Origin of the sequence: Rhizobium sp. CIAT894 (assembly GCF_000172795.2) — a bacterium.
Lineage (GTDB): Bacteria > Pseudomonadota > Alphaproteobacteria > Rhizobiales > Rhizobiaceae > Rhizobium.
This window is the reverse complement of record NZ_CP020951.1, coordinates 118,278-137,328: the sequence shown is the minus strand read 5'-3', so window position 1 is coordinate 137,328 and position 19,051 is coordinate 118,278. Positions and strand designations below refer to the sequence as shown.

Annotated in this window: 19 protein-coding genes; 10 read left to right on the top strand and 9 right to left on the bottom strand. The window is 63.1% G+C overall.

The genetic code is table 11. The features are described 5' to 3' along the window. Positions 1 to 12: 12 nt before the first annotated feature. Entirely contained in the window at positions 13 to 750 is a 738-nt protein-coding gene (locus RHEC894_RS26960; protein WP_085739796.1) for a phosphatase PAP2 family protein, read from the bottom strand. Positions 751 to 941: 191 nt separating this feature from the next. Here RHEC894_RS26960 and RHEC894_RS26955 point away from each other — a divergent pair, with 191 nt between their 5' ends. Continuing rightward, complete coding sequence (locus tag RHEC894_RS26955) at positions 942 to 1,484, top strand: hypothetical protein (RefSeq protein WP_085740126.1); 543 nt, start codon at positions 942 to 944, stop codon at positions 1,482 to 1,484. Positions 1,485 to 1,497: 13 nt separating this feature from the next. Here the strand turns inward: RHEC894_RS26955 and hutH (RHEC894_RS26950) are convergent, their stop codons facing one another. The 5 genes from hutH (RHEC894_RS26950) to RHEC894_RS26930 all read right to left on the bottom strand — a co-directional run bounded on the left by hutH (RHEC894_RS26950) (position 1,498) and on the right by RHEC894_RS26930 (position 6,172). Beyond that, positions 1,498 to 2,991: a histidine ammonia-lyase gene (gene hutH / locus RHEC894_RS26950; RefSeq protein ID WP_085739795.1), complete on the bottom strand. Its 1,494-nt coding sequence runs from the start codon at positions 2,989 to 2,991 to the stop codon at positions 1,498 to 1,500. Further along, positions 2,988 to 3,764 carry an ATP-binding cassette domain-containing protein gene (locus RHEC894_RS26945; protein WP_085739794.1) on the bottom strand — a complete coding sequence of 259 codons (777 nt, stop codon included), beginning with the start codon at positions 3,762 to 3,764 and terminating at the stop codon, positions 2,988 to 2,990. The genes hutH (RHEC894_RS26950) and RHEC894_RS26945 overlap by 4 nt, the downstream gene beginning before the upstream one ends. Before the next feature lie 27 nt (positions 3,765 to 3,791). Beyond that, positions 3,792 to 4,496 carry an ABC transporter permease subunit gene (locus tag RHEC894_RS26940; protein WP_085739793.1) on the bottom strand — a complete coding sequence of 235 codons (705 nt, stop codon included), beginning with the start codon at positions 4,494 to 4,496 and terminating at the stop codon, positions 3,792 to 3,794. A gap of 10 nt (positions 4,497 to 4,506) precedes the next feature. Then, a complete protein-coding gene (locus RHEC894_RS26935) occupies positions 4,507 to 5,232 on the bottom strand; it encodes an ABC transporter permease subunit (protein WP_085739792.1) in 726 nt (241 codons plus the stop codon). Positions 5,233 to 5,329: 97 nt separating this feature from the next. After that, on the bottom strand, positions 5,330 to 6,172 hold the full coding sequence (locus RHEC894_RS26930; protein WP_085739791.1) for a transporter substrate-binding domain-containing protein: 843 nt from the start codon (positions 6,170 to 6,172) through the stop codon (positions 5,330 to 5,332). A 194-nt stretch (positions 6,173 to 6,366) separates the two neighbouring features. On the opposite strand from RHEC894_RS26930, the gene hutC (RHEC894_RS26925) reads away from it, so the two are divergent. Next, positions 6,367 to 7,122 carry a histidine utilization repressor gene (gene hutC, locus RHEC894_RS26925; RefSeq protein ID WP_085739790.1) on the top strand — a complete coding sequence of 252 codons (756 nt, stop codon included), beginning with the start codon at positions 6,367 to 6,369 and terminating at the stop codon, positions 7,120 to 7,122. Positions 7,123 to 7,156: 34 nt separating this feature from the next. On the opposite strand, the gene hutC (RHEC894_RS26920) is transcribed toward hutC (RHEC894_RS26925), so the two are convergent. Then, positions 7,157 to 7,879, bottom strand: a complete 723-nt coding sequence (gene hutC / locus RHEC894_RS26920; protein ID WP_085739789.1) for a histidine utilization repressor — start codon at positions 7,877 to 7,879, stop codon at positions 7,157 to 7,159. Positions 7,880 to 7,940: 61 nt separating this feature from the next. After that, positions 7,941 to 9,287: a formimidoylglutamate deiminase gene (locus tag RHEC894_RS26915; RefSeq protein ID WP_085739788.1), complete on the bottom strand. Its 1,347-nt coding sequence runs from the start codon at positions 9,285 to 9,287 to the stop codon at positions 7,941 to 7,943. Positions 9,288 to 9,409: 122 nt separating this feature from the next. Here RHEC894_RS26915 and hutI point away from each other — a divergent pair, with 122 nt between their 5' ends. The 6 genes from hutI (at position 9,410) to RHEC894_RS26880 (ending at position 16,333) form a co-directional block, all read left to right on the top strand. Next, positions 9,410 to 10,672, top strand: coding sequence for an imidazolonepropionase (gene hutI, locus RHEC894_RS26910; protein WP_085739787.1), 1,263 nt, complete (start codon positions 9,410 to 9,412; stop codon positions 10,670 to 10,672). Beyond that, on the top strand, positions 10,669 to 12,204 hold the full coding sequence (gene hutH, locus RHEC894_RS26905; RefSeq protein ID WP_085739786.1) for a histidine ammonia-lyase: 1,536 nt from the start codon (positions 10,669 to 10,671) through the stop codon (positions 12,202 to 12,204). Before hutI ends, hutH (RHEC894_RS26905) begins: the two co-directional genes overlap by 4 nt. A gap of 235 nt (positions 12,205 to 12,439) precedes the next feature. After that, complete coding sequence (gene hutG / locus RHEC894_RS26895) at positions 12,440 to 13,246, top strand: N-formylglutamate deformylase (protein WP_085739785.1); 807 nt, start codon at positions 12,440 to 12,442, stop codon at positions 13,244 to 13,246. Between the two features lie 30 nt (positions 13,247 to 13,276). After that, a complete protein-coding gene (hutU, locus tag RHEC894_RS26890) occupies positions 13,277 to 14,950 on the top strand; it encodes a urocanate hydratase (protein ID WP_085739784.1) in 1,674 nt (557 codons plus the stop codon). A 5-nt stretch (positions 14,951 to 14,955) separates the two neighbouring features. Then, positions 14,956 to 15,531: a HutD family protein gene (locus RHEC894_RS26885; protein ID WP_010069435.1), complete on the top strand. Its 576-nt coding sequence runs from the start codon at positions 14,956 to 14,958 to the stop codon at positions 15,529 to 15,531. Positions 15,532 to 15,703: 172 nt separating this feature from the next. Next, entirely contained in the window at positions 15,704 to 16,333 is a 630-nt protein-coding gene (locus tag RHEC894_RS26880; RefSeq protein WP_085739783.1) for a J domain-containing protein, read from the top strand. A gap of 30 nt (positions 16,334 to 16,363) precedes the next feature. Here RHEC894_RS26880 and RHEC894_RS26875 read toward each other — a convergent pair whose 3' ends face one another. Continuing rightward, positions 16,364 to 17,134, bottom strand: a complete 771-nt coding sequence (locus tag RHEC894_RS26875; RefSeq protein ID WP_245339574.1) for a helix-turn-helix transcriptional regulator — start codon at positions 17,132 to 17,134, stop codon at positions 16,364 to 16,366. 120 nt (positions 17,135 to 17,254) lie between these two features. On the opposite strand from RHEC894_RS26875, the gene RHEC894_RS26870 reads away from it, so the two are divergent. Beyond that, a complete protein-coding gene (locus tag RHEC894_RS26870) occupies positions 17,255 to 18,457 on the top strand; it encodes an MFS transporter (protein WP_085740125.1) in 1,203 nt (400 codons plus the stop codon). Then, entirely contained in the window at positions 18,454 to 19,014 is a 561-nt protein-coding gene (locus tag RHEC894_RS26865; RefSeq protein WP_010068405.1) for a methylated-DNA--[protein]-cysteine S-methyltransferase, read from the top strand. Before RHEC894_RS26870 ends, RHEC894_RS26865 begins: the two co-directional genes overlap by 4 nt. Positions 19,015 to 19,051 lie beyond the last annotated feature (37 nt).

The following is a 19,051-nucleotide window of genomic DNA, read 5'->3' as shown; positions in this document are numbered from 1 at the left end:
AATGTGGAAGCGCTACAGCCTGTCGCCATTTCCGGCTTCAGCGGCATCATCGGGGGCTCGGCTTGGAATGAAGCGTTTCGAGATCAGCCAGCAGCCGAGCGCCCAGAGCGCACCGGCACACCATCCGGCGAAGACATCCGTCGGGTAGTGGACGCCGAGATAGATCCGGCTCAGGCCGATGATGACGGCCAGGAAAACGCCGGCGAACATGACGAAAATTCGCGTCGACCGATAACGCTGCGTGCGCGCCAGCAGTGCCCCCAGCGTCAGATAAGTCACTGCCGAGACCATGGCGTGGCCAGAGGGAAAGCTGAGATCGCTGACCTCGACGAGATGCGGGACGACGTCTGGACGCGGCCTGGCGACGAGAATCTTCAGCAGTGTGCTTGCCAACCAGCCGGTCAGTACCGAGGAAAAGACGAAGATCGCGATCGGCCAGCGCCGCTCAAGCAGGAGATAGACTGTGACGAGAACGGTCATCAGCGAGAGAACGGTGATGCCACCGAGACTGGTGATGTCGCCGACGGCATGCGTCAGCCAGCCGGGGCCGATCGGCACGCCAAGCTCACCCGGCCGTCGCAACGCCAGGAGGATCGTTTCGTCGAAACGGAACGTCTCACCTTCGAGCACCTCGCTCGTCAGCCGCTGCAGCACGAACAGCCCGCCGGCGATTGATGCCATGGTGATCAATGTCAGCGGCTCATATGCGCCGAGTCTCGCCCAAAATCCGCGTCGTTGAACCTCGCTCATACCTCGCGTCGAACTCCCGTCTGATCATGTCCTTCCCCGCCAGATCGGCAAGGTGAGCCGCAAATTCAAGACCTTGCGACATTTGAGGCGTCTTCATAAAGGCATCCGCCGCCCATTCCGGCGGTTCGGTAGCAAAAGCTCAACCTTCTTTTGTTATGGCTGGAGCGATTGTCCTGGAGATGGTTTCGGCGATGAAAATTCTGACCGCGATGGTTCTGATGGCAGCCGTGCTGCAGCCGGTCGCAGCCCTTGGCGAGACCGAATGGATGGGCGACGCAAGACAATGGTCAGTCGGCTATGCGAACGAGAGCCCTCCTTATTGCCGGCTGCTGTGGGACAGCGAGATCGGCAAGACCGTGGAATTCCGCCAGAGCGCCACCGAAACCTTCTGGCTGGTGGCAAAGAACACCTGGGACATTCCGGCCGGCACCACGACCGAGGTGACGCTGACCGATCGCAATCTGACGAAAATCGTTGCCGCCGAATTCTTCGACAAGACCACGCTTCGCCTCTGGCCGCCTGCGAGCAAGGGAAGCGGCGGGCTGAAGAAGATCATAAAGAATTCCTTTTCAGGAACCCCCGACGTGCAACTGACCTTTGCCGGCGACGAAGGCGACTGGACGCTGCCGCTCTCGCGGGTGGACCAGCTCTATCCCACGTACGCCCAATGCCTCAAACGCCTCGAAGCCGGCGGAAGACCGAAGCAGGATTCCGAAACAAGCAAGCCGTTCTGACGGCCTGCCCGATTCAATCCATCGGCGGCGGGGCAGTCTCGCGGATCAGGCTGCGCACGGCCTCGATATCGCCGTTGAGCGGCCGCTCGTCGCCATAATGGGAGACACGCTCCCGCACGACCTGATAGACAAGATCCGTGCCCGCCGCCCGCGGCGCCGTCGCCGCCAGGAAATCATGCGCTTGGGCGGCAGCCATCAGCTCGATCGCCATGATATATTCGGCATTGTCGATGACCGCGAGCAGCTTGCCGGCGGCGGCTGTCGGATGGGCGAGGAAATCCTCCTGCAGGCCGGAGGTCAGGCCGCCATCCATGGCCGCGGGCGCGGCAAGGCGGCGGTTCTCGTTGCTGAGCGCCGCTGCGGTATATTGCGCGATCATGAAGCCGGAATGGCTGCCGGCATCGCTCGCCAGAAACGGCGGCAGGCCGCTGACCAGCGGATTGACCAGCCGGTCCATGCGCCGTTCGCTGATCGCGCCGATCTGTGCCAGCGCAATGGCGAGGCTATCGGCCGCCTGCCCGAGCGCCGGGGCCACAGCATGCGCCTCGGAGGAGACGATCGGCTGCTCCGGCGTGCCTGACACAGCCGGATTGTCCGTCACCGAAGCAAGTTCCTGATCGGCGATGCGGGCGGAATTGTCGAAAACATCGCGGGCAGCGCCATGGGCATGCGGCACGGAGCGAAGGCTGAGCGCGTCCTGGGTACGCCGGCCGAAGGCGGCGGCGACAAGGCCGCTGCCCTGGAGGCGGGCGCGCAGCGTCGCTCCGACCTTTTCGATGCCGGCGGATGGGCGCAGCTTCAGCACCGCCGCGTCGAAGGCGGCGATCTGGCAGCCCGCCGCTTCCAGCGTCAGCGCCGCGACCGCATCGGCCCAGTCGAGCAGCCGTTCGGCGCGCAAAAGTGCGGTGGCGGTCAAACCGGTGGCGCAGGCCGTACCGTTGACGAGACTCAACCCCTCCTTGGCGCCGAGCACCAGCGGTTCGAGGCCGATCGCGACAAGCGCTTGGCGGCCGCTCAGGCGTTGGCCGCCCAACGTGGCGCTGCCTTCGCCGATCAGCACGAGCGCCGTATGGGCATTGTGGGTGAGATAACCGGCCGAGCCTTTCGACGGCACGTCGGGAATGCAATCATGCTCCAGCAAGGCTGTGAGATGCTGGACGATCTCACGCCGCACACCGGAATGGCCATGGGCGAAATTGGCGATCTGAGCGGCGATGATGGCGCGCACCGCGCGGGCATCGAGTAACGGGCCGACGCCGCAGGCGTGGCTCAGCACGATGCTGCGCGACAACAGGCTCTGCGAGGCGCGATCGACCACGGTATCGGCGAGCGCCCCGACGCCGGTGTTGACGCCATAGGCGCGCACGCCTGTTTCGACGATGCTGGCGACGATGCGGCTTGCCTGCTCGACCCGCTCCCAGGCGGCCGGCGACAGCGCAAGCGCTTCCCCTGCCCCGACGCGCGCGACGTCGCGCCAGGTCAGCACTTGATCGATCGTGATCGTCATTGGCCGCTTCCGAAATGGCCGATGAACTGGCGGAAGGCGGGGGTCGCGCCTGTCGTGAACATCTCGTCCGGCTTGCCGCTGCTTTCGATCAGCCCCTCGCGCATGAAGACGACGCGGTTCGAGACGTTGCGGGCAAAGCTCATCTCATGGGTGACGACGAGCATGGTCATGCCTTCCTCGGCAAGCGCGCGCATGACGCGCAGCACTTCGCCGACGAGCTCCGGATCGAGCGCCGAGGTCGGCTCGTCGAAGAGCATGACCTTCGGCTTCATCGCCAGCGCGCGGGCGATTGCGGCGCGCTGCTGCTGGCCGCCGGAGAGATGGGCGGGATAGGCATGGCGCTTGTCTGCGATGCCGACCTTTTCGAGCAGCGCCTCGGCCTCGGCGATGCAATCGGCGCGCGGCCGCTTCAGCACGTGAACGGGACCTTCGATGACGTTCTGCAGGATCGTCATATGGGACCAGAGATTGAAGGACTGGAACACCATGCCGAGCTCGGAGCGGATATGATCCACCTGCTTCTGGCTGGCCGGCTTTGTCTTGCCGTTCTTGTGAACCATTTCAATATGCTCGCCGTCGACCCAGATCTCGCCGTCGCTGGCGGTTTCCAGCATGTTGATGCAGCGCAGGAACGTCGATTTGCCGGAGCCGGAGGCGCCGAGCAGCGAGATCACATCGCCGTCCTCGGCATCGAGGGAAATGCCGCGCAGGACCTCGTGCGTGCCGAAGCTCTTGCGGATATTGCGGACCGAAAGTCGGGTAACGCCTGGCATGATTGCTCCAATCGGTTCAAGAACTACCTATGCCTTCAGCGGCTGCGGGGCCGCGCGGCGGTGTCGGGACAGCGAATATTCGAGCAGGGCCATGCCCTGCAGGATGATGAAGTTGAGCACGAGATAGATGATCGCCGCGCAGAGGAAGACCTCCATCGTGCGGTAGGTCTGCGAGATCAGCCGCTGGGCGACACCGGTGACCTCCCACACGGTGACGAGGCTTGCGAGCGCCGTCGACTTCATCATCAGCACGATCTCGGTGGAATAGGCCGGCAGGGCGTGGCGGAAAGCGATCGGCGCCAGGATGCGGCGCACCAGCAGGAAGCCGGACATGCCGATCGAGCGCGCCGCCTCGATCTCCTTCGGCGACACGGCGCGGATGCCGCCGCGAAAGATCTCCGCCGTGTAACCGGCGGTGCAGAGCGCCAGCGACAGGATGGCGCAGACCATCGGCTCACGCAGGAACGGCCAGAGGAAGGAATAGCGGATGACGCCGAACTGGCCGAGGCCGTAGAACACCAGGAACATCTGGATCAGCAGCGGCGAGCCGCGGAAGACGAAGATATAGCCCTTGGCGAAACCCGAAAGCACTCTGTTGCCGCTGACCCGCATCGAGACGATGACGAGGGCGAGCAGACCGCCGAAGAAGATCGACAGCGAAAACAGGATCAGCGTCGTCGGCACCGCCTTCAGCAGCGTCACCATGGTCGAAGCGAGAAAGGTGAAATCCATCGTCGCCTCCTTACGCCTGGCCCATGGCCGATGCCGGCATGCTGCGGTTGGCGCGGCGTTCGGCGCCGTTGAAGATGCGGTCGGAAAGGCTGGTCAGGATCAGATAGAGGCAGCCGCCGGCGATGAAGAACAGGAAATACTGCCGGGTCGAGCCTGCCGCCACCTGGCTGGTGCGCATCAGTTCGGCAAGGCCGGTCACGGAGATCAGCGCCGAATCCTTGAGGCTGAGCTGCCAGACATTGCCGAGGCCGGGAATGGCCAGCCGCAGCACTTGCGGCATGATGATGCGGCGAAAGCGCAGGCCGCGATGCATGCCGATCGCCGAGGCCGCCTCGAGTTCGCCCTTGGAGATGGCGAGGAAAGCGCCGCGGAACACCTCCGCCTGATAGGAGCCGGAAATGATGCCGACCGCAAGCGCGCCGGCGGCAAAGGAAGGCAGCCCGAGGAAGCCCTCATAACCCATCGCCTTGCCGATCGAGGTGACGGCCGAGGAGCCGCCGAAATAGATGAGATAGATGATCAGCAGTTCCGGCACGCCGCGAAACACGGTCGTATAGATATTGCCGAAGGCGGCGAGGAAAGGGTTGCCGGAGAGTTTTGCCGCCGCGACGATTGCGCCGAGCACCGCGCCGATCGCCAGCGCCGTCGCCGTGACGGCGAGCGTCATCAAGGTGGCGAGAATGAGCAGCGCGCCCCATCCGGTCGAGCCGAAGCCAAGCAGTTCCAAACTTGCCATATCGTCCGTTCCCCGTCCGCGGCAGTGTTTTGTGGATTGACAATAACATGCTGTCTCCGGCCATAAAGCCGGAGGCAGGCGTTTGCGGCCGAACCGCTTATTGCTGCGGGCTGACGTCGACCTTGAACCACTTCATCGAGAGGCTCTTGACGGTGCCGTCGGCGAGCGCCGACTTGATCGCCTCGTTGAACTTGTCGCGCAGATCCGTATCGGCCTGGCGGATGCCGAGGCCCTCGCCCTCGCCCCAGATCGAGCCGACGATCTCCGGACCGGTGAAATCAAGCGTATCGTTGGCGGACTTGAATGCGTTGGCGAAATAGACGGCATCGTCGAAGCCGAGGTCGATGCGGCCGTTCTGCAGGTCGAGGTCGCGGTCAGCGCCGGTCTTGTATTCGCGGATCTCGGCAATGTCGCCGAAATTGTCATAGACGAACTTGGCGTAGACGGTCGCGGCCTGGATGCCGATTGTCTTGCCCTTGAAGGCTGCCTTCAGGGCATCGATTTCCTTCACGCCGGTCTGGCCGGGCGTCATCTTGATCGTGGCGCCGGTGCCGGCGGCCTTGGCCAGCGGGCTGTCCTTGGCGGTGGCGAAGGCGGCAGGGGTGGCGGCATAGGGAATGGTGAAGCCGATCACCTGCTTGCGCTCGTCGGTGATGGACAGCGCATCCATGATGACATCGAACTTGCCGGCGTTGAGCGCCGGGATCATGCCGTCCCAATCGGAGGCAACGAGCGTGCATTCGATCTTGGCGCGTTCGCACAGCACCTTGGCAAGCTCCGGCTCGAAGCCGCCGAGTGTACCGTCGGCATTGGTGAGGTTCCACGGCGCATAGGCGCCTTCGAGCGTTATGGTCGCCTTCGTCCAGTCCTTGGCGAATGCGGGTGCCGCGAAGGCGGAAAGAGCGGCGACGCCGCAAAACAGGATTGTGCTGAATTTCATTGATGAATTCTCCTCTGGAGTTGAAACAGACCTTGCGGCACCACGCCGATCTTCGCCGGCTTGCCCTTTCCATCCTATTTTTGCGTCCAGGACCGATTGGGGGGTTGTATATGGTACCATATGAGATATTTTGTGATATGCAAGAGGAAAGTCGGTTTATGCGGCGAATTCCATTCGTGCAAAAGGAATAGGCAATGAAGCGTTCCGGGGAGATGAAGCGTGAGCTGGCGGAAAATGATAGCACGCCGCTTTACGCCGGCGTCAAGCAGGTGATCCTCGACCGCATCCACAGCGGCGAATGGCCGCCGAAATACCGCGTGCCGTCGGAAAACGAACTGGTCGTCGAACTCGGCGTCAGCAAGATGACCGCCAACCGGGCGCTGCGCGAACTTGCCAATGAAGGCGAACTCGTCCGCATCCAGGGCGTCGGCTCCTTCGTCGCCGAGCGCAAGGGCTATTCGGCGCTGTTCGAGGTGCGCAACATCGCCGAGGAAATCGCCGAACGCGGCCATGTCCATGAGGCGTCCGTCGTCGTGCTCGCCCGGGAAACCGCCTCTCCCGAGATCGCCGACGCGCTCGAACTGGAAATCGGCGCGGCGGTCTTCCACTCGCTGATCGTGCATAGCGAAAACGGCGTTCCGGTGCAGATCGAGGACCGTTTTGTCCATCCGGAGGCCGCGCCCGAATATCTCGACCAGGATTTCACCACCCTGACGCCGAACGCCTATCTGACGGCCGCCGCCCCGCTCAGCGGCTCGGAACACGTCGTCGAGGCGGCGATGCCGCAGGCCTGGGAATGCAAGCTGCTGACCATTCTGAAGACCGAACCGTGCCTGACGATCCGCCGCCGCACGTGGTCGGCGAAACAGGTGGTGTCCACCGCCCGCCTCGTCTATCCCGGCTATCGCTACCGGCTCGAAGCGCGCAGCGGCAAGATGTTCGAGGAATGAAACCAGTGGCCATGTTGTATATGGAACATGGCCATTATTGCGATGCCGGCGTGAAACGCGCCACCAGCGCGTGGCGGTCGCCGGGATAGGTGAAGCGCACATGGGTCACCGGGCCGGCGCCGCTCCAGGTACGGCGTTCGACCACAAGGCAGGCGGTGTTGCGCGCAATGTCGAGGGCCGCGGCCAGTTCGGCATTGGCGGAAACGGCATGGATCCGGTGTTCGGCCGTGCTCCACGGCACCTGATTGAGCAGCCACGGTCCCGGCGCCACCGTCAGAAAATCGGCATCGGCGGCCTCAGGCACGGTTTCAAGGCTGATCAGCCGCTCCTCCAGGCAGAAGGGCCGCGCCCCGGCATTGTGGATGCAGACCACCTCGACGACCGAGGACGCCACCGGCAGTTCCAGCCGGCTTCTGTCTTCCGCCCTGGCCTTGCGGCTCGCCTTCTTGGAAACGGCGTAGGAATAGGGCAGGTTCAGCGACTGCACCTCGGCCTTGATGTCGTGGATTTCGAGAACGGCCGATTGCGCCTGCGGCTGGGTGACGAAGCTGCCGGATTTCTTGCGGCGCTCGATCAGGCCGGCCTTGGCGAGCTGGGTCAGCACCTTGTTCACCGTCATCCGCGAGCAGTCATACTGCGTGGCGAGATCGACCTCGAAGGGAATACGATGCCCCGGCGGCCATTCGCCCGAGACGATACGGCCCTCGATCTCGCCGAGGATGCGCTGGTGCAAGGTGATATCCCTGCTTTGGTTCATCGCCACGTTCCGATTGGTCTTCCCGCTCTAATTCGAATAGCTTGACAGCGAAAGCTCTTTTTCAGGCCGCAAGCAATTCGCCCATCGCGGCGAGGAAACGCCGGTCGATGGCGTCGCGCTCGCGATGGCGGCCGCCTTCCACCCGCTTGCGGCCGCGTGCCCAGACGCAATCGACGGAGATGCCGCCGGCAAACAGCCAGTGATCGAGGATCTGGTCGCCCGAGAGATAGGGAACGGCTGAAGCATCGAGCGAAACGAGATCGGCGTGATGGCCCTCTGCAAGACCGGCCGGGGCTTTCAGCGCAGCACCACCACCGGCAAGCGCGTGGGTGAACAGCGACAGCGCCGTCGAACCGCCGGGGGCGGCCACGACATTGCGGGCGCGCAGCGCCAGGCGCTGAGAATATTCGAGCTGGCGCAGTTCCTCCGGTACCGAGATCAGCACGTTGGAGTCCGAACCGATACCGTAACGTCCGCCCTCTTCGAGGAAGAGCGGCGCGGCAAAGGCGCCGTCGCCGAGATTGGCCTCGGTGATCGGGCAGAGGCCGGCAATCGCCCCGCTCTTCGCCATCCGCCGCGTCTCGTCGTCGGTCATGTGCGTTGCATGGATCAGGCACCAGCGCTCATCCACCGGCATATGATCGAGCAGCCATTGCACCGGCCGCGCACCCGACCAGGCGACGCAGTCCTCGACCTCCTTCATCTGCTCGGCGACATGGATATGGATGGGGCCGTCGCCCGCCAACGGCACGACCCTAGCCAGTTCCTCCGGGGTTGCAGCGCGCAGGCTGTGCGGCGCCAGTCCGAGTTCGGCGCCGTCGAGCCGGCCGGTCACTCCACGGCATCCCTCCATCAGCCTTTCGAAGCTTTCGAGCGAATTGATGAAACGCCGCTGGCCGTCGATCGGCTGAGCGCCGCCGAAGCCGGAATGGGCATAGAAGACCGGCAGCAGCGTCAGGCCGATACCGGTCTGTGTGCTCGCGGCACCGATGCGTTCGGCAAGCTCGGCGATATTAGCGTAAGCGCCGCCGTCCCTGTCGTGATGGAGATAGTGGAATTCGCCGACGCGGGAAAAGCCCGCTTCCAGCATTTCCGCATAGAGCTTGGCCGCGACCGCCTCGACATGCTCCGGCGTCATCGCCAAAGCGAATTTGTACATGACCGTGCGCCAGCTCCAGAAGCTGTCGTTTGCCGGGCCGCGCACTTCGGCAAGACCGGCCATCGCCCGCTGGAAGGCATGGCTGTGCAGGTTGCCCATGGCCGGGACGATCAGGGCATGGCGCTCATCGCCGGACGCGGCGGCAACGCCCACCTCGACCCGGGCGATGCGCCCGGCTTCGAGCGTCAGCCGCACGTCCTTCTGCCAGCCTTGCGGCGTCAGCGCAGTCCTCGCGTGAAGTATGGTCATGGCCTTTTCTCCCCTTCTGCCGCGCCGCCGATCTTTCTTTTCCAGAAGAGCGCGCAAAATTTCTCTTGTCACCTGCTTATTATGTATATACATGTTTCAGCATAAGGAAAGGCGCAAAGCTGATGACCGGGAACAATTTTTCAGACGAAGCCCCATCTGCAGACGTCAGGCCGGCGCTGTGGCGCAATGCGCGCCTGGCGACGCTCGCGTCTGACAGAGGCGGGCTCGGCATCATCGAAAAGGGCGCCGTTCTGATCGAAAACGGCCGCATCGCCTTTGCCGGCGCCGAAAGGGAGCTGCCGGCGGCCGCCATTGAACGGTCCGAGATCGTCGATCTCGAAGGCCGCTGGGTCACCCCCGGCCTCGTCGACTGCCACACCCATATCGTTCACGGCGGCAACCGCGCCCGCGAATTCGAGATGCGCCTTGCCGGCGCCACCTATGAAGAGATTGCGCGGGCCGGCGGCGGCATCGTTTCCTCTGTCAAGGCAACCAATGCCCTGTCGGTCGAAGAACTGGTCGCCGAGGCGCTGCCGCGGCTCGATACGCTGCTTGCCGAAGGCGTCACGACGATCGAAGTGAAGTCCGGTTACGGGCTGAACCGGGCCGGCGAAGTGAAGATGCTGCAGAGCGCTCGCCTGCTCGGCCATGTCAGGCCGGTGCGCGTCGCCACCAGCTATCTCGGCGCGCATGCGACGCCTATCGACTATAAGGGCCGCAACGGCGACTATCTCGACGATGTCGTGCTGCCCGGCCTCTACGACATGTATAATCTCGGCCTTGCCGATGCCGTCGACGGCTTCTGCGAAGGCATCGCCTTTTCCACGGCCGAGATCGCCCGCGTCTTCGACAAGGCCAAAACGCTCGGCCTGCCGGTCAAGCTGCATGCGGAGCAGCTCTCCAATCTCGGCGGCGCCAAGCTGGCGGCCGCCTATGGCGCCCTTTCCGCCGATCATCTCGAATATCTCGACGAGGAAGGCGTTGCGGCAATGGCCGCCGCCGGCACCGTCGCCGTGCTCCTGCCCGGCGCCTTCTACGCGATCCATGAAAAGCAGAAACCGCCGGTGGAGGCACTGCGCCGGGCCGGCGTTCCGATCGCGATCGCCACCGATTGCAATCCTGGCACCTCGCCGCTCACCTCGATGCTGCTCACCATGAACATGTCGGCGACGCTGTTCGGCCTCACCGTCGAGGAATGCATCGCCGGCGCTACCCGCGAAGGTGCCCGCGCACTCGGCCTCATCGGCGAGACCGGAACGCTCGAAGCCGGCAAGTCCGCCGATCTCGCCGTCTGGAATATCGAGAGCCTCGCCGAGCTCGTCTACCGCATCGGCTTCAACCCACTTCACGCGCGCCTCTTCAAGGGCGAAAGGAACGGTCGATGACCATTACGCTCCACCCGGGCTCCGTCTCGCTCAAGGATCTGGAAATCATCTATTGGACGGGTGTGCCGGCAAGGCTCGACCCCGCCTTCGATGCCGGCATAAACAAGGCGGCCGCCCGCATCGCCGAGATCGCCGCCGGCAACGCGCCGGTCTATGGCATCAATACCGGTTTCGGCAAACTCGCCTCGATCAAGATCGACAGCGCCGACGTCGCCACCCTGCAGCGCAATCTCATCCTGTCGCATTGCTGCGGCGTCGGCGCGCCGCTGCCCGACAATATCGTGCGGCTGATCATGGCGCTGAAGCTGGTCTCGCTCGGCCGCGGCGCCTCCGGCGTGCGGCTGGAACTGGTGCGGCTGATCGAAGGCATGCTCGATAGGGGGGTCATCCCGCTGATCCCGGAAAAGGGCTCGGTCGGCGCCTCCGGCGATCTTGCGCCGCTTGCTCATATGGCGGCGGTGATGATGGGCGAAGCCGAAGCCTTCTTCGCCGGTGAACGTCTCTCAGGTGCCGAAGCCCTCGAACGCGCCGGCCTGAAACCGGTCGTGCTCGCCGCCAAGGAAGGTCTGGCGCTGATCAACGGCACCCAGACCTCCACGGCCTTGGCGCTCGCCGGCCTCTTCCGCGCCCATCGCGCCGCCCAGGCGGCCCTGATCACCGGCGCCATGTCCACCGATGCCGCCATGGGTTCATCGGCGCCCTTCCATCCGGATATCCACACGTTGCGCGGCCATAAGGGACAGATCGATACCGCAGCCGCGCTTCGCGGCCTGCTCGAAAGCTCCGTCATTCGCCAGAGCCATATCGAGGGCGACGAGCGTGTGCAGGATCCCTATTGCATCCGCTGCCAGCCGCAGGTCGACGGCGCCTGCCTCGACCTCCTGCGTTCGGTCGCCCGCACGCTGGAGATCGAAGCCAACGCGGTCACCGATAATCCGCTGGTGCTCTCGGACAATTCCGTCGTCTCAGGCGGCAATTTCCACGCCGAACCCGTCGCCTTTGCCGCCGACCAGATCGCGCTCGCCGTCTGCGAAATCGGCGCCATCTCGCAACGCCGCATCGCGCTGCTGGTCGATCCCACCCTCTCCTACGGCCTGCCGGCCTTCCTCGCCAAGAAGCCGGGCCTGAATTCCGGCCTGATGATCGCCGAGGTCACCTCGGCGGCGCTGATGTCCGAGAATAAGCAGATGTCGCATCCGGCCTCGGTCGATTCGACCCCGACCTCGGCCAACCAGGAAGACCATGTCTCGATGGCCTGCCACGGCGCCCGCCGCCTGCTCGGCATGACCGAAAACCTGTTTGCCATCATCGGCATCGAGGCGCTGACCGCCGCCCAAGGCGTCGAACTGCGCGCGCCGCTGTCGACGAGCCCGGAGCTTGGCAAGGCGATCGCCGCGATCCGCAGCAAGGTGCCGAGCCTCGACATCGATCGCTACATGGCAAACGACCTCGCCGCCGCGGCTGAACTGGTGGCGACGGGGGCGCTGAATGCTTCGGTTTCCTCGGGCATTCTGCCGGTTTTGGAGGATTGATCGTGATGAATGTGCACTTGGCACCCCCCTCTGCCCTGCCGGGCATCTCCCCCACAGGTGGGGAGATCGGCTGGGCGGACCCGCTCGCTCCAACATCGATTGTTTGGGGAGGTCTCATCTACTTGCCGATCTCCCCCCTTGTGGGGGTCCGAAGGACGGGTCGAGACCCGCGGCTCGACCCCGGGTCCGGCAGGACAGAGGGGGGTAATGCCCCCAGCGCCGGAGGGCTTTGCCCATGAGCACCCCCGTCTTCGAAATCCGTCGGGGCACCTCCCCCGTCATCCTCGCCTTCCCCCACACCGGCACCGACGTGCCGCCGGCGATTGCCGACCGCCTCAACGACAATGGCCGGATCCTCGCCGATACCGACTGGCACATCCACGAGCTCTATGACGGGCTGCTGTCCGACGCCACGACGGTGCGCGCCACCTTCCACCGCTATGTGATCGACGCCAACCGCGATCCGGCCGGCGTCAGCCTCTATCCCGGCCAGAACACCACCGGCCTCGTTCCGGAAACCGACTTCGACGGCAAGGCGATCTGGAAGGATGGGCAGGCGCCTGACGAGGCCGATATCGCGGCGCGGCTCAAGGATTTTCATGCGCCTTATCACGCCGCCCTTGCCGCCGAGATCGAGCGGGTCAGGGCAATACACGGTGTCGCGATCCTTTACGATTGCCACTCGATCCGCTCGCATATTCCCTTCCTCTTCGAAGGCAAATTGCCGGATTTCAATATCGGCACCGATATGGGCAAGACCTGCGACGGCGCCATCGAGCAGGCGACCCTCACCGTCGTCGAGGCCGCCGAAGGTTACGACAGCGTGCTCAACGGCCGCTTCAAGGGCGGCTGGACGACCCGCCATTACGGCCGGCCCGAGACCGGCGTGCACGCCATCCAGATGGAGCTCGCGCAATCGACGCATCTGCAGACCGAGACGCCGCCCTTTGCCTATGACACCGCTAGGGCGGACCGGCTTCGCATCCATCTCAAAGACATTCTGGTGCGCATCGAACAGATCGCACCGGGCCTGAAACGCTGAAGATTGAAACCTGAGAACAGGGGAACCGTCATGACCAATCCACGCCATAACATCCGCGAAATCCGCGCGCCCCGCGGCAACGAGCTCAATGCCAAGAGCTGGATGACCGAAGCGCCGCTGCGCATGCTGATGAACAATCTCGACCCCGATGTCGCGGAAAATCCGAACGAACTCGTCGTTTACGGCGGCATCGGCCGTGCCGCCCGCACCTGGGAAGATTTCGACCGTATCGTCGCCACACTGAAGACGCTGACGGAAGAGGAAACCCTGCTCGTCCAATCCGGCAAGCCGGTCGGTGTCTTCCGCACCCATAAGGATGCGCCGCGGGTGCTGATTGCCAATTCCAACCTGGTGCCGCATTGGGCGACCTGGGATCATTTCAACGAGCTGGATAAGAAGGGCCTTGCCATGTACGGCCAGATGACGGCCGGCTCGTGGATCTATATCGGCACACAGGGCATCGTGCAGGGCACCTACGAGACCTTCGTCGAGGCCGGCCGCCAGCACTACGGCGGCAATCTCAAGGGCAAATGGATCCTGACCGGCGGCCTCGGCGGCATGGGCGGCGCCCAGCCGCTCGCCGCCGTCATGGCCGGCGCCTGCTGCCTCGCGGTCGAATGCAATCCCGACTCGATCGATTTCCGCCTGCGCACCCGCTATCTCGACGCCAAGGCCGAGACGCTCGACGAAGCGCTTGAAATGATCGACCGCTGGACCAAGGCGGGCGAAGCCAAATCCGTCGGCCTGCTCGGCAATGCTGCCGAAATCCTGCCGGAAATGGTCCGCCGCGGCATCCGCCCCGACATGGTCACCGACCAGACCTCGGCGCATGACCCGATCAACGGCTACCTGCCGAAGGGCTGGACGATGGCCGAATGGAAGGCCAAGCGCGAGAGCGATCCGAAGGCGGTGGAAAAAGCCGCACGCGCCTCGATGCGCGAGCATGTCGAAGCGATGATCGCTTTCTGGAACGCCGGCATCCCGACCCTCGACTACGGCAACAACATCCGCCAGGTCGCCAAGGAAGAAGGCTTGGAAAACGCCTTCGCCTTCCCCGGCTTCGTACCGGCCTATATAAGACCGCTGTTCTGCCGCGGCATCGGCCCCTTCCGCTGGGCCGCCCTGTCAGGCGACCCGGAGGATATCTACAAGACCGATGCCAAGGTGCGGGAGCTGACCCCTGGCAATACCCACCTGCACAACTGGCTCGACATGGCCAGGGAGCGCATCGCCTTCCAGGGCCTGCCGGCGCGTATCTGCTGGGTCGGTCTCGGCGACCGTCACCGCCTGGCGCTGGCCTTCAATGAAATGGTCAAGAACGGCGAGCTTTCGGCTCCGATCGTCATCGGCCGCGATCACCTCGACTCGGGCTCCGTCGCCTCGCCGAACCGCGAGACGGAAGCCATGAAGGACGGCTCGGACGCCGTCTCCGACTGGCCGCTGCTGAACGCTTTGCTCAATACCGCCTCGGGCGCCACCTGGGTGTCGCTGCATCATGGCGGCGGCGTCGGCATGGGCTTCTCCCAGCATTCGGGCGTCGTCATCTGCGCCGATGGCACCGACGATGCGGCCAAGCGCCTCGAGCGGGTGCTCTGGAACGACCCGGCGACCGGCGTCATGCGCCACGCCGATGCCGGCTACGACATCGCCCTCGACTGCGCGAGGGACAAGGGCCTGCGCCTGCCCGGCATTCTCGGGAACTGAGACCGGTGAGGATCCTGCGCGCCGGCGATCACAAGCGCATGCCGTGGAAAAACGGCGGCGGCGAAACGGTGGAGATCGCCGTTTTGCCTGAAGATGCCGGCCTTGCCGGCTTCGACTGGCGCGTCAGCATGGCGACCGTCGCAGCCGACGGGCCGTTCTCGATCTTTCCCGGCATCGACCGCACGCTGGCGATTCTCGACGGCAACGGCATGGTGCTCGACATCGAAGGTAGGGCACCGGTGCTGCTGACGGCGGAGAGCGATCCGCTGGCCTTCCCGGCCGATATCCCGGTCGCGGCCAGACTCCCGGACGGCGCGATCACCGATCTCAATGTCATGACCCGCCGCGCGGGGCTTGCCCACAGGCTGGTCCGCATCGAAATCGATGGCGGCAGGATCGTGCCGCTGACGTCGTCGACAAGCCTGCTGCTCTGCCACCGCGGCACCCTGTCGTTCCGGCAGGGCGACGAGACCGGCACGCTTGCATCAGGCGATGCACTGCTGATGACGGATGCGGCCGGAACCGAACTCAAAATCGATGGTGACGCAACATGTTATCTTGCTTTGATCGCCGCCAGCTGATCTTGTTCAACAGCTTGAAAAAATTGGACAATCGAAAAACGGCCCGGGCATTCGTGTGAACCGTTGCTATTTCGGGCCATGGACGTCATTCCTGCTTTCGGTCTAAACTTCGCCTTTCTGATGCAGGAGAAGACCTAGACTGCCCGCCACGTTGGGTAGCAAGGGAGCAGGCGTGACGGATCCATACGAAATTCTCGGCGTTGACCGCGATGCGGACGAGGCAAAGCTGAAGGCCGCCTATCGGCGTCTGGCCAAGGTCGCCCACCCCGATTCGGGCGGAGATACAGACGCTTTCGACAAGTTGCAGAAAGCCTATGGGCTGCTTCTCGATCCCGTCCGCCGCAAGGTTTATGACGATACCGGCTATGACGTCGAACTCGCCGACGCCGCCGAGTTGCAGGCGCTCGTCATGATCGAGAAGCTCGTCACCGACGCAGTGCTCGACGAGCGCGTGCCCGGAAGTTTCGATCCCGTCGCCGTCATGCAGGAAAGCCTTTCCGAGGAACTGCGCAAGGCGCGGTTCAGCAAGAGCGAACTGGAACGCCACGCCTCGCGCATCGGCCTGCATCTGGAACGGCTCGAAAAACAGTCCGGCCGCGATGTGCTCGCCCACATGTTCCGCGCCCGCATCGAAGCGATCGGCAAGGCGGTCGCGGAAACCGAGGCGAAGATCAAGGCAGCGGAACGCGCCGCCGACATGCTCGCCGGCTATGTCTACGACGTCGATCCATCACCGCTGCCGGAGGCGTCGGTCGCCAATCTCGAATGGATCGAAACGTCGAGAAACCGATCCACCGGCTGAAGGAGCAATCTGGCCGGGGGTGACCGGAAATCAGCGCAACCCAAGGTATGCCAATGGCGGCTTGCCGAACGCACGTTTAAACATGATCGTAAACGCGGCCGGGTTCTCGTATCCCAATTCCATCGCCACTGAGGTCACAGATTGACCGGCGGAGAGCTGTGGCAAAGCTGAAAGAAGACAGGCCTGCTGCCGCCACCCGACAAAACTCAACCCGGTCTGCTGTCGGAACATGCGTGTGAAGGCACGCCGGCTCATCCCAAGCTCCCTGCTCCAGTCATCGGTCGTCTGATGAATGTTTGGCTGTCCCACGAACTCCCGGCACTTTTTGGCGAAGCGTTCGTCCGATGGAAACGGCAGTGACAAAGGCAGACTCGGCAGCCGTTCCATCTCGTATAGCGTTAAATCCATCAGTGCCTGACTGCGACCGTCGACTTCCGTATCGAGAGAAAGCCCCACCACTTCGCCTATCAGACTCCGCATGAACGTAGTGATCTCAAGAACCTGGCAGTGGACTGGCATGGCTTCTGCGCGGTCGGTTTCGACATAAAGGCTTTGCATTCGAACCAGGCCCCCCGCGCGAACGCTATGTCGCACGCCCGCTGGGATCCACATACCGCGATGCGGCGGCATCACCCATTTTCCTTCCGGTGTGGTCAGGACAATGAGGCCTGAGGTTGCGTTCATAAGCTGGCCGCGTCGGTGTTCGTGGGGCTCTATCAAAAATCCGTCGGCGTAATCGTGGCCCAGCCCGATTACCGGCCGGGGAAGGTGATCAACCTTATCGATACGAGGACTGCGCATGCCGTGGCCCACTTTCGTAATATTACGGCCCAACATCGGTGGATGGGTAGAGAACCGAGCCTTAATCTGGCATGCACGATGGGGCAACCCGCTCCACTTTTCCGCATTGAGGTTGTTGAAATGTCGATTGCTACATCACCGGCCATTAAAACCGAAACGGCAGTTTTCTCGGTTCTGGGCGCAGCCAGCTTATGTCATTTTCTAAACGACATGATGCAGGCCCTGCTGCCTGCGGTTTACCCGATCTTGCAAAGCAATTTTACGCTTTCGTTCGCGCAAATCGGAATTCTGACCCTCATTTACAACGTGACAGCGTCAATTCTGCAGCCGTTCATTGGGGCATATACGGATCGGCGGCCTCTGCCATATTCACTCCCGGTCGGGATGGCATCTTCCATGTTAGGCCTCATCACCCTTGCCTATGCCCCGAGCTACGAGGTGCTGCTTGCGGGTGGGGTGTTGCTGGGGCTTGGCTCATCGATCTTTCATCCGGAAACCTCGCGGATAGCGCGTCTGGCTTCAGGTGGTTCGCACGGCCTGGCACAATCCCTGTTTCAAGTCGGCGGCAATTTCGGGTCAGCTGTCGGCCCGCTCGCGGCGGCCTTCATCATCCTTCCGCGCGGGCAAGACGGCCTTGCGTGGTTCGCTCTGGCCGCGTTGGCAGGCATGATTATCCTGACGGCTCTGGGACGTTGGTACAAACAGAATGGCCACGCGGAACGCCGGAAAGCTGGCGCTATGGTTCGACACTCGACCCTTTCTCGAAAAAAGGTGTTGGCCGTCATGGCGGTGCTGATCGCTCTGCTGTTTTCGAAATACATCTACCTCGCCGCCTTCACGAGCTACTACATCTTCTATCTGATGGAAAAATTCGGCTTGAGCACTCGGGACGCACAGCTTTACCAGTTTGTGTTCTTCGGTGCGGTTGCCGCCGGCACGATCGCTGGCGGGCCGATCGGCGACAGGCTCGGCCGGAAACTGGTGATCTGGGTTTCCATTCTAGGGGTTCTTCCCTTTACCCTGGTTCTTCCGCACGTGGGTCTTGTCCCGACAGTTGCCTTGAGCGCCATCATAGGTTTCGTCCTCGCTTCCGCGTTTCCGGCGATCGTTGTCTATGGGCAGGAGCTGATGCCAGGCCGGGTTGGAATGGTTTCCGGGCTGTTCTTCGGATTCATTTTCGGGATCGGTGGTATCGGCGCGGCGATGCTTGGCGCATTGGCTGACTGGAAGGGCATAGTTTTCGTATTCGATATCTGCGCCTTCCTTCCGGCGATCGGCATCCTCGCCATTTTCCTCCCGAATGTGCGGGAAATCAAAGCATGACGCCGGCGAACTCCCATGGCGGCACGGTGAAAAAGGTAACACTTCTCACCGAGCATCTGAGCACACCGATCGGAACCCTCTTCCTTTTCAGCGAGGAAGACGGGACACTTCGTCTGGCGGATTGGGAAGATCTGTCGGAGCGGATGAACAAGCTTTTGACCCGCCATTTCGGCATCGACGGCTTGATAAACCGTGTCAGCAACCAGCGAAGCCCGTCCCACGAAGCCCTAGAGGCCTATTTTGATGGTGACCTCAACACCCTTGCAAACATACGCGTGAAAACCAGCGGAACCCCGTTTCAGATCAAGGTGTGGCAGCAGCTTTGTCTGATTCCGCCTGGTTCAACGATCAGCTACGCAGAGCTTGCCCGCCGCGTCGGGAGCCCGGCCGGTACCCGTGCAGTGGGCGCGGCGAATGGAGCGAACTTCATAAACATCGTCGTCCCCTGCCATAGGGTGATCGGATCCGATGCCTCTTTGACGGGGTATGGGAGCGGCCTTTCGCGCAAACGATGGCTCCTCGATCATGAAAACGGAGCAAAGCATCTCTTCGTTTGAACAGAGCGGTTCAGCGGAAATGTTCCTGACAGCCTAT

Coding starts and splice junctions, on each gene's coding strand:
- RHEC894_RS26960 (WP_085739796.1), bottom strand. CDS start 750: ATGAGCGAGGTTCAACGACGCGGATTTTGGGCGAGACTCGGCGCATAT.
- RHEC894_RS26955 (WP_085740126.1), top strand. CDS start 942: ATGAAAATTCTGACCGCGATGGTTCTGATGGCAGCCGTGCTGCAGCCG.
- hutH (WP_085739795.1), bottom strand. CDS start 2,991: ATGACGATCACGATCGATCAAGTGCTGACCTGGCGCGACGTCGCGCGC.
- RHEC894_RS26945 (WP_085739794.1), bottom strand. CDS start 3,764: ATGCCAGGCGTTACCCGACTTTCGGTCCGCAATATCCGCAAGAGCTTC.
- RHEC894_RS26940 (WP_085739793.1), bottom strand. CDS start 4,496: ATGGATTTCACCTTTCTCGCTTCGACCATGGTGACGCTGCTGAAGGCG.
- RHEC894_RS26935 (WP_085739792.1), bottom strand. CDS start 5,232: ATGGCAAGTTTGGAACTGCTTGGCTTCGGCTCGACCGGATGGGGCGCG.
- RHEC894_RS26930 (WP_085739791.1), bottom strand. CDS start 6,172: ATGAAATTCAGCACAATCCTGTTTTGCGGCGTCGCCGCTCTTTCCGCC.
- hutC (WP_085739790.1), top strand. CDS start 6,367: ATGAAGCGTTCCGGGGAGATGAAGCGTGAGCTGGCGGAAAATGATAGC.
- hutC (WP_085739789.1), bottom strand. CDS start 7,879: ATGAACCAAAGCAGGGATATCACCTTGCACCAGCGCATCCTCGGCGAG.
- RHEC894_RS26915 (WP_085739788.1), bottom strand. CDS start 9,287: ATGACCATACTTCACGCGAGGACTGCGCTGACGCCGCAAGGCTGGCAG.
- hutI (WP_085739787.1), top strand. CDS start 9,410: ATGACCGGGAACAATTTTTCAGACGAAGCCCCATCTGCAGACGTCAGG.
- hutH (WP_085739786.1), top strand. CDS start 10,669: ATGACCATTACGCTCCACCCGGGCTCCGTCTCGCTCAAGGATCTGGAA.
- hutG (WP_085739785.1), top strand. CDS start 12,440: ATGAGCACCCCCGTCTTCGAAATCCGTCGGGGCACCTCCCCCGTCATC.
- hutU (WP_085739784.1), top strand. CDS start 13,277: ATGACCAATCCACGCCATAACATCCGCGAAATCCGCGCGCCCCGCGGC.
- RHEC894_RS26875 (WP_245339574.1), bottom strand. CDS start 17,134: ATGCGCAGTCCTCGTATCGATAAGGTTGATCACCTTCCCCGGCCGGTA.
- RHEC894_RS26870 (WP_085740125.1), top strand. CDS start 17,255: ATGTCGATTGCTACATCACCGGCCATTAAAACCGAAACGGCAGTTTTC.
- RHEC894_RS26865 (WP_010068405.1), top strand. CDS start 18,454: ATGACGCCGGCGAACTCCCATGGCGGCACGGTGAAAAAGGTAACACTT.